General features: G+C 59.4%; 20 protein-coding genes. 15 read left to right on the top strand and 5 right to left on the bottom strand.

Annotated elements, in window-relative coordinates; genetic code table 11:
- Positions 1-168 precede the first annotated feature (168 nt).
- The 15 genes from rpsM (at position 169) to Q0M35_RS11520 (ending at position 13,254) form a co-directional block, all read left to right on the top strand.
- Positions 169-537, top strand: coding sequence for a 30S ribosomal protein S13 (gene rpsM / locus Q0M35_RS11450; protein ID WP_169639438.1), 369 nt, complete (start codon positions 169-171; stop codon positions 535-537).
- A 15-nt stretch (positions 538-552) separates the two neighbouring features.
- Positions 553-942, top strand: a complete 390-nt coding sequence (rpsK, locus tag Q0M35_RS11455; RefSeq protein ID WP_169639439.1) for a 30S ribosomal protein S11 — start codon at positions 553-555, stop codon at positions 940-942.
- A gap of 113 nt (positions 943-1,055) precedes the next feature.
- Positions 1,056-2,072 carry a DNA-directed RNA polymerase subunit alpha gene (locus tag Q0M35_RS11460; RefSeq protein WP_169639440.1) on the top strand — a complete coding sequence of 339 codons (1,017 nt, stop codon included), beginning with the start codon at positions 1,056-1,058 and terminating at the stop codon, positions 2,070-2,072.
- Positions 2,073-2,228: 156 nt separating this feature from the next.
- A complete protein-coding gene (gene rplQ, locus Q0M35_RS11465) occupies positions 2,229-2,651 on the top strand; it encodes a 50S ribosomal protein L17 (protein ID WP_295315322.1) in 423 nt (140 codons plus the stop codon).
- Positions 2,652-2,784: 133 nt separating this feature from the next.
- Positions 2,785-4,161, top strand: coding sequence for a trypsin-like peptidase domain-containing protein (locus Q0M35_RS11470; RefSeq protein WP_295315324.1), 1,377 nt, complete (start codon positions 2,785-2,787; stop codon positions 4,159-4,161).
- A gap of 3 nt (positions 4,162-4,164) precedes the next feature.
- A complete protein-coding gene (locus Q0M35_RS11475) occupies positions 4,165-5,475 on the top strand; it encodes a replication-associated recombination protein A (protein WP_295315326.1) in 1,311 nt (436 codons plus the stop codon).
- A gap of 31 nt (positions 5,476-5,506) precedes the next feature.
- On the top strand, positions 5,507-5,890 hold the full coding sequence (gene crcB / locus Q0M35_RS11480) for a fluoride efflux transporter CrcB (RefSeq protein ID WP_295315328.1): 384 nt from the start codon (positions 5,507-5,509) through the stop codon (positions 5,888-5,890).
- Positions 5,887-6,927, top strand: a complete 1,041-nt coding sequence (locus tag Q0M35_RS11485; RefSeq protein WP_295315330.1) for an RluA family pseudouridine synthase — start codon at positions 5,887-5,889, stop codon at positions 6,925-6,927. Before crcB ends, Q0M35_RS11485 begins: the two co-directional genes overlap by 4 nt.
- Positions 6,927-7,610, top strand: coding sequence for an HAD-IA family hydrolase (locus Q0M35_RS11490; RefSeq protein ID WP_295315332.1), 684 nt, complete (start codon positions 6,927-6,929; stop codon positions 7,608-7,610). The genes Q0M35_RS11485 and Q0M35_RS11490 overlap by 1 nt, the downstream gene beginning before the upstream one ends.
- Positions 7,607-8,314, top strand: a complete 708-nt coding sequence (locus Q0M35_RS11495) for an ATP12 family protein (RefSeq protein WP_295315334.1) — start codon at positions 7,607-7,609, stop codon at positions 8,312-8,314. Before Q0M35_RS11490 ends, Q0M35_RS11495 begins: the two co-directional genes overlap by 4 nt.
- Positions 8,315-8,515: 201 nt before the next feature.
- Positions 8,516-9,532 carry an amino acid ABC transporter substrate-binding protein gene (locus tag Q0M35_RS11500; protein ID WP_295315336.1) on the top strand — a complete coding sequence of 339 codons (1,017 nt, stop codon included), beginning with the start codon at positions 8,516-8,518 and terminating at the stop codon, positions 9,530-9,532.
- A 134-nt stretch (positions 9,533-9,666) separates the two neighbouring features.
- On the top strand, positions 9,667-10,881 hold the full coding sequence (locus Q0M35_RS11505) for an ABC transporter permease subunit (RefSeq protein ID WP_295315338.1): 1,215 nt from the start codon (positions 9,667-9,669) through the stop codon (positions 10,879-10,881).
- Between the two features lie 5 nt (positions 10,882-10,886).
- On the top strand, positions 10,887-12,185 hold the full coding sequence (locus Q0M35_RS11510) for an ABC transporter permease subunit (protein ID WP_295315340.1): 1,299 nt from the start codon (positions 10,887-10,889) through the stop codon (positions 12,183-12,185).
- Between the two features lie 15 nt (positions 12,186-12,200).
- Entirely contained in the window at positions 12,201-12,968 is a 768-nt protein-coding gene (locus Q0M35_RS11515; RefSeq protein WP_295315342.1) for an amino acid ABC transporter ATP-binding protein, read from the top strand.
- Positions 12,969-13,002: 34 nt separating this feature from the next.
- Entirely contained in the window at positions 13,003-13,254 is a 252-nt protein-coding gene (locus Q0M35_RS11520) for a hypothetical protein (protein ID WP_295315344.1), read from the top strand.
- A 62-nt stretch (positions 13,255-13,316) separates the two neighbouring features.
- Here Q0M35_RS11520 and Q0M35_RS11525 read toward each other — a convergent pair whose 3' ends face one another.
- From Q0M35_RS11525 to Q0M35_RS11545, 5 genes are all read right to left on the bottom strand, one after another.
- Complete coding sequence (locus Q0M35_RS11525) at positions 13,317-13,814, bottom strand: histidine phosphatase family protein (RefSeq protein WP_295315348.1); 498 nt, start codon at positions 13,812-13,814, stop codon at positions 13,317-13,319.
- Between the two features lie 3 nt (positions 13,815-13,817).
- Complete coding sequence (locus Q0M35_RS11530) at positions 13,818-14,468, bottom strand: ferredoxin (protein WP_295315351.1); 651 nt, start codon at positions 14,466-14,468, stop codon at positions 13,818-13,820.
- 214 nt (positions 14,469-14,682) lie between these two features.
- A complete protein-coding gene (gene argB / locus Q0M35_RS11535) occupies positions 14,683-15,546 on the bottom strand; it encodes an acetylglutamate kinase (protein ID WP_295315353.1) in 864 nt (287 codons plus the stop codon).
- A gap of 57 nt (positions 15,547-15,603) precedes the next feature.
- The gene (gene yihA, locus Q0M35_RS11540; RefSeq protein WP_295315357.1) at positions 15,604-16,254 is read right to left on the bottom strand and encodes a ribosome biogenesis GTP-binding protein YihA/YsxC; all 651 of its coding nucleotides are present in this window, start codon (positions 16,252-16,254) and stop codon (positions 15,604-15,606) included.
- Positions 16,255-16,339: 85 nt separating this feature from the next.
- Positions 16,340-16,553 (bottom strand): YidC/Oxa1 family membrane protein insertase (locus tag Q0M35_RS11545; protein WP_295315361.1); only part of this gene is annotated, 214 nt, incomplete at its 5' end.

The raw sequence follows: 16,553 nt of genomic DNA on the forward strand, positions 1-16,553 counted from the left end.
AGTAGAATCAATTTGTCTTACGGGTCGCGCCCGGACGGCAGGATTACCTGATCAGCTGACGCCTGAAGGCCAGAATCTTCGGGATTTCTTATGCAAGACGCACCCCTGGTGCGATGTTGTGAAAAAAGGGTCTGGTATCACGGACCCGCAACGAAAAGGACATGACACGTGGCACGTATCGCCGGCGTAAACATCCCGACTGCAAAGCGGGTCCCCATCGCCCTCACCTATATCACCGGTATCGGCAACACTTCCGCAAAAGCGATTTGCGAAGCTGTCGGCATCGACATGGCCCGCCGGGTCAATGAACTTTCCGACGCAGAAGTGCTGGCCGTGCGCGAGCACATCGACGCCAACTACACCGTAGAAGGTGATCTGCGCCGTGAAACACAGATGAACGTCAAGCGCCTGATGGACCTTGGCTGCTACCGTGGCCTGCGCCACCGTCGCAACCTGCCGGTCCGCGGTCAGCGCACCCACACCAACGCTCGCACCCGCAAAGGCCCCGCAAAGGCCATTGCCGGCAAGAAGAAATAAGGGAGGGTCTGATCAATGGCACGTGAAAAAGTACGCGTAAAAAAGAAGGTCTCCAAGAACATCGCGGCGGGTGTCGCGCATGTGAACTCGTCCTTCAACAACACCAAGATCCTGATCTCCGACGTGCAGGGCAACGCCATTTCGTGGTCGTCCGCCGGCACCATGGGCTTCAAAGGCTCGCGGAAATCCACACCCTATGCGGCCCAGATGGCGGCAGAGGATGCGGGCCGCAAGGCGCAGGAACATGGCGTTAAGACGCTGGAAGTCGAAGTGCAGGGACCAGGCTCGGGCCGTGAAAGCGCGCTGCGTGCGCTGGCCGCCGCCGGCTTCAATATCACGTCAATCCGCGACGTGACGCCGATGGCACACAACGGCTGCCGTCCGCCCAAGCGCCGCCGCGTTTAAGCGCAACTTGTATTTCGGGGCTGCGTGTTTTTCACGCGGCCCCAATCCGCTTTTTGAAACCTCGAGAGTCTTCGCCTTTAGGACATGGGGCTTAGACGGGAATGGAGGGACGCATGATCCATAAGAACTGGGCTGAACTTATCAAGCCGCAACAACTTGACGTTAAACCGGGAAATGATCCGGCACGCCAGGCAACCGTCACCGCAGAACCTCTCGAGCGCGGCTTTGGCCTTACCATGGGCAATGCGCTGCGCCGCGTACTGATGTCGTCGCTGCAGGGTGCGGCGATCACATCCGTGCAGATCGACAATGTTCTGCACGAGTTTTCCTCGGTGGCCGGTGTACGTGAAGACGTAACCGACATCATTCTGAACCTCAAAGGCGTATCGATCCGCATGGAAGTCGAAGGACCCAAGCGTCTGTCGATCTCTGCCAAGGGTCCGGGCGTTGTGACAGCGGGTGACATTTCGGAATCCGCCGGTATCGAAGTGCTGAACCGCGATCACGTGGTCTGCCACCTTGACGATGGTGCCGATCTTTACATGGAACTGACGGTCAATCAGGGCAAAGGCTATGTTTCTGCAGAGAAAAACAAGCCTGAAGATGCGCCGATCGGTCTCATTCCCATCGATGCAATCTATTCTCCGGTCAAAAAGGTCAGCTATGATGTGCAGCCCACCCGTGAGGGCCAGGTGCTGGACTATGACAAGCTGACCATGAAGGTGGAAACCGACGGGTCGCTGACACCTGACGATGCGGTGGCCTTTGCTGCGCGTATTCTGCAGGACCAGCTGGGCATATTTGTGAACTTTGACGAGCCTGAATCTGCGTCTCGCGCGGATGAGGACGATGGTCTGGAGTTCAACCCGCTGCTGCTGAAGAAAGTCGACGAACTGGAACTGTCAGTGCGCTCTGCCAACTGTCTGAAGAATGACAACATCGTTTATATCGGTGATCTCATTCAGAAGACCGAAGCGGAGATGCTGCGCACGCCAAACTTTGGACGGAAGTCGCTCAACGAGATTAAAGAAGTGCTCTCGGGCATGGGTCTGCATCTCGGGATGGACGTTGAAGACTGGCCACCCGACAATATCGAAGACCTGGCCAAGAAATTCGAAGACTCCTTTTAAGGGGTCTTCGCTCAGGCCCGCCTCTGGCGGGACGACAATGCCCGCTCCGTGCGGGGACAAAACGGGCAAAAAGCCCCAAGGAGAACCGGGTGACACGCATCACCCGGTCAGACAAAGCAAAACAGCCCGTAGAGGGCACCAAACGGAGAACAGAAAATGCGTCACGCACGTGGATACCGCCGCCTGAACCGCACACATGAGCACCGCAAGGCGCTCTGGGCAAATATGGCCGGCTCGCTCATCGAACATGAGCAGATCAAAACAACACTGCCCAAGGCAAAAGAACTGCGTCCGATCATCGAAAAGATGATCACGCTGGCGAAACGCGGCGATCTGCACGCGCGCCGTCAGGCCGCATCAAAGCTGAAGCAGGACCAGTATGTCACCAAGCTTTTTGACGTGCTCGGACCGCGCTACAAAGACCGTCAGGGCGGTTATGTACGCGTCCTCAAAGCAGGTTTCCGCTATGGCGATATGGCGCCGATGGCGATCATCGAGTTCGTTGACCGTGACCGCGATGCCAAAGGTGCTGCCGACAAAGCGCGCCATGAAGCAGAAGAAGTTGCTGCCGACGAATAAAGCTTGTTCGCATTGTGCGAAGCTTAAACCCCTGTCCGCCGGACAGGGGTTTTTTTATGCACCGGGCGGGCGTATTTAAGGCCTGAAGCAGCCGGGGGCATGCACCCAGGAAGACGGGATGTGGTGTGACACAATGAGATATATTTCAGCTTTTTTGATTGTGATGCTGGCGCTGCCTGCGGGCGCGCAGCAGGTGCCGCAATCGGCCGCGCAGATGCAGCTGAGCTTTGTGCCGCTGGTCAAAGAGGCAGCACCTGCTGTTGTAAACATCTATGCAAAAATCGTGCGCCCGGGACGCAGCAGCCCCTTTGCCGGGGATCCTTTCTTCGAACGGTTTTTTCAGGACCGCCGTCGCGGTCTGCCACAGTTACAGAACTCACTTGGCTCAGGCGTGATCCTTTCTGCCGACGGTATTGTGGTGTCGAATTACCATGTGGTTGGTGATGCAACCGACATCCGGGTGGTTCTGGCCGACCGGCGGGAGTTCAGTGCACGTGTGCTGCTGGGGGACGCGGAAAGTGACCTTGCTATCCTGCAGATTGACGTGGCGACGGATCTGCCATTCCTGCCGCTGCGTGAAGCCGAAACCGTCGAGGTCGGAGAGCTGGCGCTGGCGATCGGGAATCCTTTTGGCGTTGGCCAGACGGTTAGCAGCGGGATCGTCTCGGGGCTTGCGCGGTCGGGGACGGCAACCGGCAGCGGGCGGGGGTATTTCATCCAGACCGATGCGCCGATCAACCCTGGCAATTCGGGCGGTGCGCTTGTCGATATTGAGGGGCGGCTGATTGGCATCAATACCTCGATCCTGACGCGGTCGGGCGGTTCAAACGGAATCGGTTTTGCCATCCCGGCCGATCTGGTGGCGGCTTTCGTCCGCCAGGCAAAAGCCGGGCGAACAGAATTTGAACGTCCCTGGGCGGGTATCAACGGGCAGGCCGTGGATGCCGGCATCGCCCGGGCACTGGGGTTCGACCGGCCTGGCGGGATCGTCGTTTCGGGGCTGCACCCGGCGAGCCCCTTTGGCGATGTGGATGTTGCAGTGGGCGACGTAATCACTGCGGTCAACGGTCAGCCGGTGAATACACCCTCGGAGATGGTGTACCGGATGAGCGTGACCGGACCGGGGCGGGCGGCGCAGATAAGCCGGGTGCGCGACGGCATGGAGGCGACGGTTGAGGTAGCCCTTGTAGCAGCACCGGAGGTGCCGCCGCGAGAGGAACGGCGTCTGAATGCGCGCGAGCTGCTGGAGGGAATGGAGTTGTCCCGGGTGAACCCGGCGGTAATTGATGAATTTAACCTGCCGCTGGAGGCCGCCGGCGTCCTCGTGTCGGATCCCGGGCCGCTTGGCCGGCGTGTCGGGCTTCGCCGTGGTGATGTTATTATGGCGATGGGCGATGTCGTGGTCACACGTCCGGGCGAGGTTGCCACGCTTTTTGCAAGGCGCGCAGGTCGCTATGATCTTATCGTCCTGCGCGATGGACGGCGCATCAACGTGCGGTTCAGGACCTGAGTGGTGGGTGATCTTTTTGATAGCGGACCAGGTGCTGACGTGCCCGCCGGGTACCGCCCGCTGGCGGACCGGCTGCGGCCGCGTACACTCGCGGAAGTCATCGGCCAGCGCCAGGTTCTGGGGCCTGAGGCACCGCTGACAGCGATGCTGGCGTCAGGGGCACTCAGCTCGCTGATTTTCTGGGGACCGCCCGGCGTGGGCAAAACCACCATCGCGCGGCTGCTGGCGCATGAGACCGATCTGCATTTCGTCCAGATCAGCGCGATTTTTACCGGTGTGCCGGATCTGCGCAAAGTTTTTGAAGCAGCAAAGATCCGGCGGCAGAACGGGCAGGGCACCTTGCTTTTTGTTGATGAAATCCACCGGTTCAACAAGGCCCAGCAGGACGGGTTTCTTCCGCACATGGAGGATGGTACGATCCTGCTGGTCGGGGCCACGACCGAAAACCCGTCGTTTGAGCTTAATGCCGCGGTGCTGAGCCGGGCGCAGGTTCTGGTGCTGGAGCGGCTGGGCTCAGAGGATCTGGAACGACTGGCCCAACGGGCAGAAGCGGAACTGGACCGGGATTTGCCGCTTGATGCCGATGCCAGGGCGGCGCTGTTGCAGATGGCCGACGGGGACGGGCGCGCGCTTCTTAACCTTATCGAGCAGGTCGCGGCATGGAAGACCGATGCCACACTCGATACCAGTGCATTAACGAAACGGCTGATGAAGCGGGCCGCGCAGTACGACAAGGGCGGCGACAGTCACTATAACCTCATCTCCGCGCTTCATAAATCTGTGCGCGGTTCTGATCCGGACGCGGCCCTTTACTGGTTTGCGCGCATGCTGGAAGGGGGCGAGGATCCGCGCTATCTTGCGCGGCGCATCACCCGGATGGCAGTAGAGGATATCGGGCTGGCGGACCCGCAGGCCCAGGCCTTTTGTCTTCAGAGCTGGCAGACATACGAGCGCCTGGGCAGTCCGGAAGGTGAACTGGCTCTGGCGCAGGCGGTGGCCTATCTGGCGCTGGCGCCGAAATCGAACGCAGCCTACGTCGCCTACAAGGGTGCGCGCAGGACCGCGAAAGAAACCGGCTCCGAGCCCCCCCCAAAACACATTCTGAATGCGCCCACGTCGATGATGAAAGATCAGGGCTACGGCGCCGGATATGCCTATGATCATGATGCCGAAGACGGGTTTTCCGGACAGAACTATTTCCCGGACGGGATGGAACGTCCGCAGCTTTACCAGCCCGTGGAGCGCGGCTTTGAACGGGATCTGAAAAAGCGCCTCGATTACTTTACACGCCTGCGCGACAAGCGTGAAACTTGACATCCGGGCTGCGACACGTGAGAGACCGCGGATGATAAAAACACTGATCTTTGTTGCGGCCGGCGGTGCGCTGGGGGCTTCGCTGCGATGGCTCTGGGGCGTCTGGGTGTACCGGATGACGGGTGGACCGGCGGATTTTCCGGTGGCAATCATCGGCGCCAATGTCATCGGGTCGTTTCTGATGGGGGTCTTTGTGGTGCTGGCCGCACAGCGCGGGCTGACGCATCTGAGCCCCTTCGTGATGACCGGGCTGCTGGGTGGGTTCACGACCTTTTCGGCGTTCTCGCTCGAGACTGTGACGCTGATCGAACGCGGCGAAGTGGGTCAGGCGGGGCTTTACGTGATGGCTTCGGTCATTTTGTCGGTGGCGGGGCTGATGGCCGGGCTCTGGTTGATGCGGGGGATTATGCTTTGAGCCGGGTGCAGACACGAGTGGTGAAAGAAGACGATGCGGATCAGCGGCTGGATCGCTGGTTTCGTCAGCATTTCCCGCATATTCCGCAGGGCCGCATCGAAAAGATGTGCCGAAAGGGCGAAATTCGCGTGGATGGCGGCCGGGTGAAGGGTGCCACGCGGCTGGCAGCCGGGCAGGAAGTGCGCATTCCGCCGCTGCCCGACAGCGCAGCACCGCCGCCCGACGCCCGCACGCGTGTCCCGGACGCGGATGCAAAAATGATCCGCGATTGCGTGATCTGGAAGGACGACCATGTCATTGCGATCAACAAACCCGCCGGATTGCCGACCCAGGGCGGCTCCGGTCAGACGCGTCATGTGGACGGCCTCTCTGAAGCGCTGAAGTTCGGCTATGAGGACAAACCGCGGCTCGTGCACCGCCTGGACAAAGACACCTCAGGGGTGTTGCTGCTCGCGCGGACGCGGCAGGCGGCCAAAGCACTGACCGCAGCAATGCGGCACAAGGAAACGCGCAAGATTTACTGGGCGCTGGTGGCCGGCGTGCCCACGCCGTATCTTGGTGAGATCCGGTTCGGTCTGGTCAAAGCGGCGGGCCGGGGCCGCGGCGGTGAGGGCGAAAAGATGATCGCCGTGCACCCCCGCGACATGGATGACACGCCAGGTGCCAAACGAGCGCATACACTTTACGCAACGCTCTACCGGGTTGGTTCGCGCGCGGCATGGGTGGCGATGGAGCCGGTGACAGGCCGCACCCACCAGCTGCGCGCACATATGGCCGAGATCGGGCATCCCATTGTCGGAGATGGAAAATACGGCGGCTCCGGTCAGGAAAACCTGGGTGATGGATGGGGTGCGCAACTGGGTGGTATTATCTCTAAAAAGCTGCACCTGCATGCGCGGATGATGCGCTTTGAGCATCCTGAAACACGCAAGGATATCACAGTGACCGCCCCCATGCCTGAGCATATGGCGGTGAGCTGGGACACCTTTGGCTGGACGGAAGATCTGGCCGCCGAAGATCCGTTCGGGGCGCTTTGATGACCGAACGGACAAGACTGGTAATCTTTGATGTGGACGGCACACTGGTGGACAGCCAGGGCGATATTCTCGGCGCCATGAGCCATAGTTTCACGGCACAAAACCTGCCCGTGCCGGCGCGACGCGACATTCTTGGGATTGTTGGCCTTTCGCTCGATGTCGCGATGAGCCGGCTTGCGCCGGAGGCGGATGCGCAGGGGGTGGCGGCACTCGTTCAGGGGTACAAAGACGCATATATGGAGTTGCGCGCGCGCACGGGTGCAGCACAATCCTCGCCGCTTTATCCCGGTGCGCTGGAGGCGCTGCGGGAGTTGCATGCGATGCCCGGGCTGTTGCTGGGCGTTGCGACGGGCAAGTCGAAACGCGGGCTGGATAAACTCGTCGAGGCGCATGATCTAGAACGCTATTTCGTGACGCGTCAGGTTGCAGATTTTCACCCGTCCAAACCACACCCGTCGATGATCTATCAGGCAATGGCTGAGGCGGGTACCGCGCCGTCGGAGACAGTGATGATCGGAGATACCAGCTTTGACATGGAGATGGCCCGGGCGGCAGGTGTCGGCGCATTGGGTGTCAGCTGGGGATATCATCCGGTAGCGCATCTGCAGGCAGCGCACCGGATCCTCGATAATTTTGCCGCCCTGCCGGGAGCCCTTGCCGGGATGTGGGAGCGCGCATCGTGAGCGAGTGGAAAGTAAAACGGTTCTGGAAAGAGGTGCATGTGGTGCCCGAAGACGCGGGCTTTGGCATCCGTCTTGATGAACGGCCCGTGAAAACACCGGCAAAACGGGCTCTTGTTGCGCCCACAAAAGCGTTTGCTGAGGCCATTGCCGCAGAATGGGACGCTCAGGAAGAAAAAATTGACCCTTTAAAGATGCCCTTTACCCGAACTGCTAATGCAGCGCTCGATAAGGTTGCGGTGCAGCACCGGGAGGTTGCGGATATGCTGGCGGCCTACGGGGATGCCGATCTGCTGTGCTACCGTGCCGACCGGCCGGACAGCCTGATTGCCCGCCAGTCCGGGCAATGGGACCCGATGCTGGACTGGGCGGAGAACGCGCTCGGCGCCCGTCTGAGGCCGCGTACCGGTGTCATGCACGTTGCACAGGATGCGGCGGCTCTGGCCTCTTTGTCTGCGCGGGTTCATGCGCTTGGGAACTTCGAACTGGCAGCATTTCACGACCTCGTCAGCCTTTCAGGATCGCTGATTCTCGGGTTCGCGGCGGCACATGACGTGAAGCCTGCGGAGCAGATCTGGGACATCTCGCGTCTCGACGAGATCTGGCAGGCCGAGGAGTGGGGCCGGGACGATGACGCAGAGGCCGCTGCCGGGGTGAAGAAAGCCGCATTTCTTCATGCAAAACGTGTGTTTGTACTGTCTCAGTGATCTGACCGGAAAAATTGCTCAGGAATGACGCATTTGTGGTTTCCGGCGGCGGCTTTTTAGGCGGCCTGCCCTTGACCTTACAAGCGGAATCCGCCCAGAATGATCGCCACTTGAAGGGGAGAGCCTTCAGTATCGCCACCGGCGAAAAAGCCGGTCGAACCACCCTATGTAAACCGGGTGGACAATCAGGAAGAGGTAAAAATGAAAAAATCTGTATTTCTCGGCGCACTCACGGTCGCCGGCCTGGCGGCAGGTGCTGCTGCTGCAGGGACACTGGATGATGTAAAGGCACGCGGCACGCTGAACTGTGGTGTCACCACAGGTCTCGTCGGCTTCGCGGCCCCCGATGCAAACGGCGAGTGGAACGGCTTTGATGTCGCCGTCTGTCGCGCTGTTGCCGCAGCTGTGCTGGGTGATCCGACAGCGGTCGAATTCGTACCGACAACGGGTAAAACGCGTTTCACAGCGCTTGCGTCGGGTGAAATCGACATGCTGGCACGGAACACCACATGGACATTCAGCCGCGATGTGGACCTGAAGTTCACTTTCGTCGGTGTGAACTACTATGACGGTCAGGGCTTCCTTGTCCCCAAAGCGCTCGGTGTGTCTTCGGCGAAAGAGCTCGACGGTGCCACAGTTTGCGTTCAGACAGGAACCACAACAGAGCTGAACCTGGCGGATTACTTCCGTGCCAACAACATCAGCTATGAGCCGGTTCCGATCGAAACAAACGCCGAAGGCCAGCAGCAGTACCTTGCCGGTGCCTGTGACGTTTACACGACGGACGCCTCCGGTCTTGCTGCAACACGTGCGACATTTGAAGCGCCCGGCGATCACGCGCTACTGCCCGAGATCATCTCCAAAGAGCCGCTCGGCCCGCTGGTACGCCATGGCGACGACGAATGGGGTGATGTGGTCCGCTGGACCCTGAACGCACTGATCACAGCTGAAGAGCTGGGTGTGACATCGGCAAACGTCAGCGAAATGGCCTCCGGTTCGGGTAACCCCGAAGTGGCGCGTCTGCTCGGTACTGAGGGTACTCTGGGCGAGATGATCGGCCTTGACGCAGACTGGGCGATGCGTGCGATCGCGACCCAGGGCAACTATGGCGAGATCTTCGCCAAGAACATCGGTGAGGAAACACCGATCGGCCTTGCGCGCGGACTGAACGCACAGTGGACGAACGGCGGCCTGATCTACTCGCCTCCCTTCCGCTAAAACCGAAAAAGCAAGGGCGCAGGTTAACACCTGCGCCCTTCGCACTTCTGAGGACCAGACTATAACCCGGCCACACAGAAGCGCATCAAGCGCTCGGATAAAACCACAGGCCGGAACCACGGGGAACACTCTAAATGACGTCATTGACCGACCCACCAGCGGGTTCGTTCCGCTTGTCGATGCTGCTGAACGACACGCGTTATCGTTCCTATACCTTTCAGGCCATCGCTCTGGCTGTCCTGATTGTGGCATTCGCTTATCTGGGAAATAACCTGCTGAACAACCTCAGAGCAGCGGGCCTGAATATCTCTTATGATTTTCTCGGCACGCCGGCGGGATATGATATCGATCAGAGGCTTATAGAATACGAAAACCAGGACACGCACGGTCGTGCCGCGATCATCGGTATTCTGAACACGCTTCTTGTGGCCGTTCTTGGCTGTATCACCGCGACCGTCTTTGGCGTGCTTGCAGGTGTTCTGCGGTTGTCGAACAACTGGCTGGTCTCCAAGCTGATGTCGGTTTACGTGGAGATTTTCCGTAACATCCCCGTCCTCATCTGGATCATCATTATTTACACTGTGATGACGGCCGTGCTGCCGCCACCGAATGCATTCCGGGGGGACACCCCGACCGGCTCAATGCTGTTTGATCTCTTTGCCTTTACGAACCGCGGGATTTATCTGCCGGCGCCGGTCTGGGGACCAGGGTCCGGCGTGGTCGTCGCAACCTTTATCGCGTCGGTTATCGGCGTGATCGCATACCGGCGGTACGCAACAAATCTGCTCTATTCAACGGGGCGGCTGCTGCCGATGGGATGGCCGAGCCTTGCGATTTTCTTTGTGCCGACGATCCTGGTGTTTCTCGTTATGGGCCAGCCGATCAGCCTCGATGTACCTGCGCTCAAAGGATTCAATTTCCAGGGTGGTATCAAGGTGGGCGCACCGCTGATCGCCTTGTGGTTCGCGCTGTCGATATACACCGGTGCTTTCATCGCGGAGAACGTGCGAGCGGGTATTATGGCGGTCAGCAAAGGTCAGACGGAAGCTGCCGGCGCACTTGGTCTGCGGCCAGGCCGGATCATGAACCTGGTGGTTCTGCCCCAGGCGCTCCGTGTGATTATTCCGCCGCTGATTTCTCAGTACCTCAACATTACCAAGAACTCGTCACTTGCGATTGCGGTGGGCTATATGGACATCACTGGTACGCTGGGCGGGATCACTCTGAACCAGACCGGACGCGCGATCGAATGCGTTCTGCTGCTGATGCTTTTCTACCTCACGATCTCCCTGTCGATCTCGGCGATCATGAACGTTTATAATAATACCGTTAAGCTGAAGGAGCGCTGAGACCTATGTCAGATACACATGCTCAGACCGTCGCCTTCGTTCGTGATACACAAATCCCTCCGGCGCCGCCGCCCTATGCGGCATCGGGCCCGGTCAAATGGATGCGCGAGAATCTCTTTGCGACACCTGCAAACGGTGCGCTGACGCTGGTTGCGCTCTATTTTATCTGGTTGCTGTTGTCTTCGACCATGCCCTGGATCCTCAACGGGATCTGGACAACCTCGAGCCTTACAGAATGTCGTGAAGTGCTCGACGGTACGGTCGGCGCCTGTTTCTCAGTGCTGACAGAGCGCTGGAACCAGCTGATCTTTGGCTTCAAGTATCCTTCGGAATACTACTGGCGTCCCACGCTTGCGCTTGTCCTGCTGTTTTTTGCGGCGGCGCCGGTGCTCTTTTTTGACCTGCCGCGCAAGCTCCTGGGCTTTACGGCTGTCTATCCATTTATTGCCTTCTGGCTGATCTGGGGCGGCACGGTCTTCACACCGATCCTCGCGTTTGCCGGCGTGGCTGCGGGCGCGCTTGTCTATCAGCGTTTTGTGACCCAAAGCTTTGCTGCAGGTTTCTTCGGGGGCATTTTTGCGGCCTTTGTCGTCTGGATCCTCGGCGGTTTTCTGATCCCGGAGGGGGCCTCTGAAAACGCAATGCTGGGTTCCGTGCCAAGCCGCGATCTGGGGGGCTTTATGCTCAACATGATGCTGGGCGTGACCTGTGTGTCGCTGTCGATCCCCATCGGGATCGCCCTGGCACTCGGGCGGCAGTCGAGCATGCCTCTGATCAAGTGGGTCTGCGTGATTTTTATCGAATTCATCCGGGGTGTTCCGCTGATCACACTGCTCTTTGTGGCCTCGGTAATGCTGAGCTACTTCTTCCCGCCTGAATCCACTGTCGACCTCTTCCTGCGAGTGGTGATCATGATCACGATGTTCTCGGCAGCCTACATCGCCGAGGTAATCCGGGGCGGCCTCGCCGCTCTGCCCAAAGGTCAGTATGAGGGCGCCGACAGCCTCGGGCTGGACTATGCGCAGGCCACGCGGCTGATCATCCTGCCGCAGGCGCTTAAAATTTCCATTCCGGGCATCGTGAACGTGGCCGTGGGTCTTTTCAAAGATACCACGCTCGTTTCGGTCATTTCGATGTTCGATCTTGTCGGCATGATCCGGGGTCCGATCCTCGCGTCCACCGAATGGAACGGTGTTTACTGGGAACTGCTGGGCTTTGCCGCTCTGCTCTTCTTTGTCGTCTGCTACGGCATCTCGCAATACTCACAGTGGCTCGAACGTCGCCTCGCGACTGATCATCATTAAAAGGAGGCCGGAAAAATGGCTGAAGCGACACAGATGAAGGTCTCCGACGAGATCGCGATCACCATCACCAAGATGAACAAGTGGTACGGTGCGTTCCACGTGCTGCGTGACATTGACCTGACCGTGCACCGGGGCGAGCGGATCGTTATCTGCGGGCCATCGGGCTCAGGTAAATCGACGCTGATCCGGTGTATCAACGCACTGGAAGAGCACCAGCAAGGGACAATCGAGGTAGACGGAACGCTGCTGTCTTCGGATCTCAAAAACATCGACAAGATCCGCTCCGAAGTCGGCATGTGCTTTCAGCACTTTAACCTCTTTCCACATCTGACGATTCTGGAAAACTGCACGCTTGCGCCGATCTGGGTCCGCAAAACACCCAAGAAAGAGGCCGAACAGATCGCGATGCACTTCCTCGAGAAGGTGAAAATCCCTGATCAGGCTAACAAGTATCCGGGCCAGCTTTCCGGTGGTCAGCAGCAGCGTGTCGCCATCGCACGATCGCTTTGCATGAAGCCGCGGATCATGCTCTTTGACGAGCCCACATCGGCACTTGACCCGGAGATGATTAAAGAGGTGCTCGATACCATGATCGAGCTGGCCGAAGAAGGTATGACCATGCTCTGCGTCACCCATGAGATGGGTTTTGCCCGGCAGGTCGCCAACCGCGTGATCTTTATGGATGCAGGCCAGATCGTAGAGCAGAACGAGCCAGAGGCGTTCTTTAACAATCCGCAAAGCCCACGGACGCAGCTCTTCCTGAGCCAGATCCTCGGCCACTGACAAGGCGTAAATCTGAAAGGCGTCACCCTCAACGGTGGCGCCTTTTTACGCAGACAGGCAGAATGAGAGCGCGGTACTGACGACCCTGATCACCCTCCGCGATATGGAGAAGATGACGGCCTGTGCCGAAAAAGCGGTGCCCGCAATCATCTCTCATTGCGATGCGCCGCTCTTTCGCGCGACGGTTGCCAGAGTGCTGCGGGGAACGGCCGATTACACGTTCACAGCTGCCTTCCACTCCCCGGATGTAACCCTGGTGGAGGCCTTGTACCGGTCAGATGCTTAAAGCGCGTCGCACGAGCTGCAGGATGCTGCTGCAGGTGTGACGTTTGTCGTTCATGAAGAGCTTTAAGCAGCATCGCCGTCAAGTTCGCGGGGGATTACGAAAGCGGTGACGTTTCCGGTGATGATATCCGGCCAGTCTGTGTCGAAATCAACCACAAGGGTGGCACCGGTCGGGTAATCCTCAAAGCGGATATGGTCGGGTGGATCCCCGACGAGCCGATGGGCCAGCTCGCAGATACCCGGGTTATGGCCGATCATCAGCACAACACTTCCTGTGGCCTGCCTAAGCACGTTCAGCATATCACCTGCCTCAGCCAGATAGAGGTCGCGCGAAAAATTCACCGGTGTGTCCGCATCCAGCGCGAGCCCGAGGAACGTCTGACCGGTGCGCTCAGCGGATGAGCACAAAACCTCATCGGGGATATATCCGCTGTTTCGCAACCAGTCGCCCAGAGCCTTGGCCGCCACTGTCCCGCGCCGGTTCAGCGGCCGGTCGTGATCACCAAGACCGGGGTGATTCCAGTCGGATTTTGCGTGTCGCATAAGGATCAGACGGCGCATGGATTACCCCCGGAATACGGTCATGTGATACGCGGAATGCTCCGACGCCCGTGGATATCGCGCCGACACAGGGCAGGCCCGGCGTACGAGACAGCCACCGGACATGCACGCAGCCCCGGATGCTTCATTCAGAAAGCCTTTGCAGGCTTCCACATTATACCCGGTGCCGTCAAAGGCATTTACCGGACAGGCGGTCCGGCAGGGACGGTCCGGGCAGTTTTCGCACGGAGCCGGCGGTGGTGGGGGCATGTCGATATGCTGTGGCAGTGCCAGAGCCCCGCGAAAGGACACCAGCAGACCGGCGGTATCGTGCACCAGCAACATGACGGGGGAGGCATGTATGCGCCCGGTGCGCAAAGCCCATGAGAAAAACGGCTGCCAGGGCGGGCCGCCAAATGGGTAAAGGGGCGTCGCACCGGCCTGTGCAGCCCAGTCACCGATTACCCGTATCGACCACCGGTCCATCGGGTCGGGCGCACCGTCCTGCGCCTCTGCGGAGCCTCTGAAGGCGGGCCAGAAGCCGGGGGCTGAGGGACCCAGAAGCAAAAGCGTTTTACAGGCTTCCGGAGCGCCGTCGCTTTGGTCCGGGTGAAAGCCGCCCAGCACTGTCAGATGCCGCGCTTCCGCGGCTTCGCAGAGATCGTCGTATGTCATTCAGCTAAAGGTAACATCAGCGGCCGGTGCAGGAGCGGCCCGATCCGGTCGCATGGTTTCGGCGGGCACAAGCTTCGCTGCGTAAGGGTGCGAAGCGAGATACGTCCTGAGGACGACCGAGGACAGATGAAAATCGCATTTCGCATGATGTTACCCTAGCCACCGGCGCGCGCAGCACAAGCTGGTACACCAGGTATTACGGGATCAGGAAGTGTCAGTCCGCCCGAATGATAGAGCCTGCGCCGTGTTCGGTGAACAACTCGAGGAGGCAGGCATTGGGAGCACGTCCGTCAAGGATGACCGCAGCGCGCACACCGCCTTCCAGCGCATCGAGCGCCGTTTCGGTCTTGGGGATCATCCCGCCGGCGATGATGCCTTTGGCAGTCATGTCTCGTATCTGTGTCGCGCTGAGTTCGGTCACGACCTGGCCTTCGGCGTTCTTTACACCCGCAACATCGGTAAGCAGCAGCAGGCGGTCGGCTTTGAGTGCCGCAGCGATTGCGCCGGCGGCTGTGTCGCCGTTGATGTTGAACGTTTCACCGTTCCTGCCTGCGCCCAGCGGTGCAATCACGGGAATGTACTCTTTTTCAGTCAGGTCGCGCAGCAGGCGTGGGTTGATCTGTTCCGGTGTGCCGACGAACCCCAGATCAGGGTCCGTCTGGCTGCAGGTGATCAGTTTGCCGTCTTTGCCGGACAGTCCCACGGCGCGACCGCCCTGGCCATTGATCGCCTGAACGATGCGCTTGTTCACGAGTCCGCTGAGGACCATCTCGACCACATCCATTGTGGCCGCATCCGTAACCCGCTTGCCGTTCACAAACTCCGACCGGATCTGAAGTTTGTCGAGCATCGCATTGATCATCGGCCCGCCGCCATGCACCACGACCGGGTTTACACCGACCTGACGCATCAGCACGACATCGCGGGCAAACTCGTCCATCGCGTCGTCGCTGCCCATAGCGTGACCGCCAAGTTTAATCACCACCGTGGCATCAGAATAGCGCTGCAGATAGGGCAGTGCCTTGTTGAGGGTGCTGGCGGTGGCAATCCAGTCGCGGTTCATTTCTTGCGTTTTCATCTCTGGCCCGTCTGTCTGGTGGTTATGAAGCCGGCCTGGCCGCTGTGCAAGTCCGGGCTACTCCAGCGTTGCAATTATGGCGCGCAATGTGGGAATGCCCCAGCCTTTTTCGCTCGACGTCACAACAATTTCCGGAAACGCCGCAGGGTGTTTTGCCAGCGCTGTGCGTACCTGATCGAGGATCTTCGCACGTTCTTTTTCTTTGACCTTGTCCGCCTTGGTCAGCACCACCTGAAAAGTAACCGCAGCACTGTCAAGCAGGCTGAGAATTTCATCATCGACCTTTTTAACCCCGTGGCGGGCATCAATCAGCACGAAAGCGCGGCGCAGGGTCTGGCGCCCAGAGAGATACTGGCGAAGCAGACGCTGCCATTTTTCGACGACCGCAACAGGCGCATTGGCAAAGCCATACCCCGGCAGGTCCACCAGATAATGCGCCTCTCCGGCGGTAAAGAAATTGATCTCCTGCGTGCGCCCCGGGGTGTTGGAGGCTCTCGCGAGACCCTTGCGACCCGTCAGCGCATTTATCAGAGAGGATTTACCAACGTTCGAGCGCCCGGCGAAGCAAACCTCAAGCCGGTCCGGGGCGGGCAGGCCGGACATGGCGACCACGCCCTTGACGAACTCGGTGTCGCCGGCAAAGAGCAGCCGGCCGCTCTCCGCGGTTTGTGGATCGGGCTCTTCGGCTATGGGAAAGGGAAGGGCCATCACTTCACCCCGACCACACTTCCGGGCGCAATCTTATCGCGCCTGGACGCTCTGGCGGAGCAGCATTTCCGACTCGTCATCCCGGTCATTCGGCGTCCGACTTGGACTTCCGCTGGAAGCTGGTCTTGATGTTGCCGAAAACGTCCGGCTTATACCCCTGGCTGCGCATAATGATGTACTGCTGAGTGAAGGTAATGGTGTTGTTGGCAATCCAGTACACGACCAGTCCGCTGGCAAACCCGCCAAGCATGAACATAAAGACCCATGGCATCCACGCAAAAATCATCTGTTGTGTGGGG

The sequence above is a fragment of the Roseobacter sp. genome, assembly GCF_024639605.1.
In the GTDB taxonomy this organism is placed as follows: domain Bacteria; phylum Pseudomonadota; class Alphaproteobacteria; order Rhodobacterales; family Rhodobacteraceae; genus Roseobacter.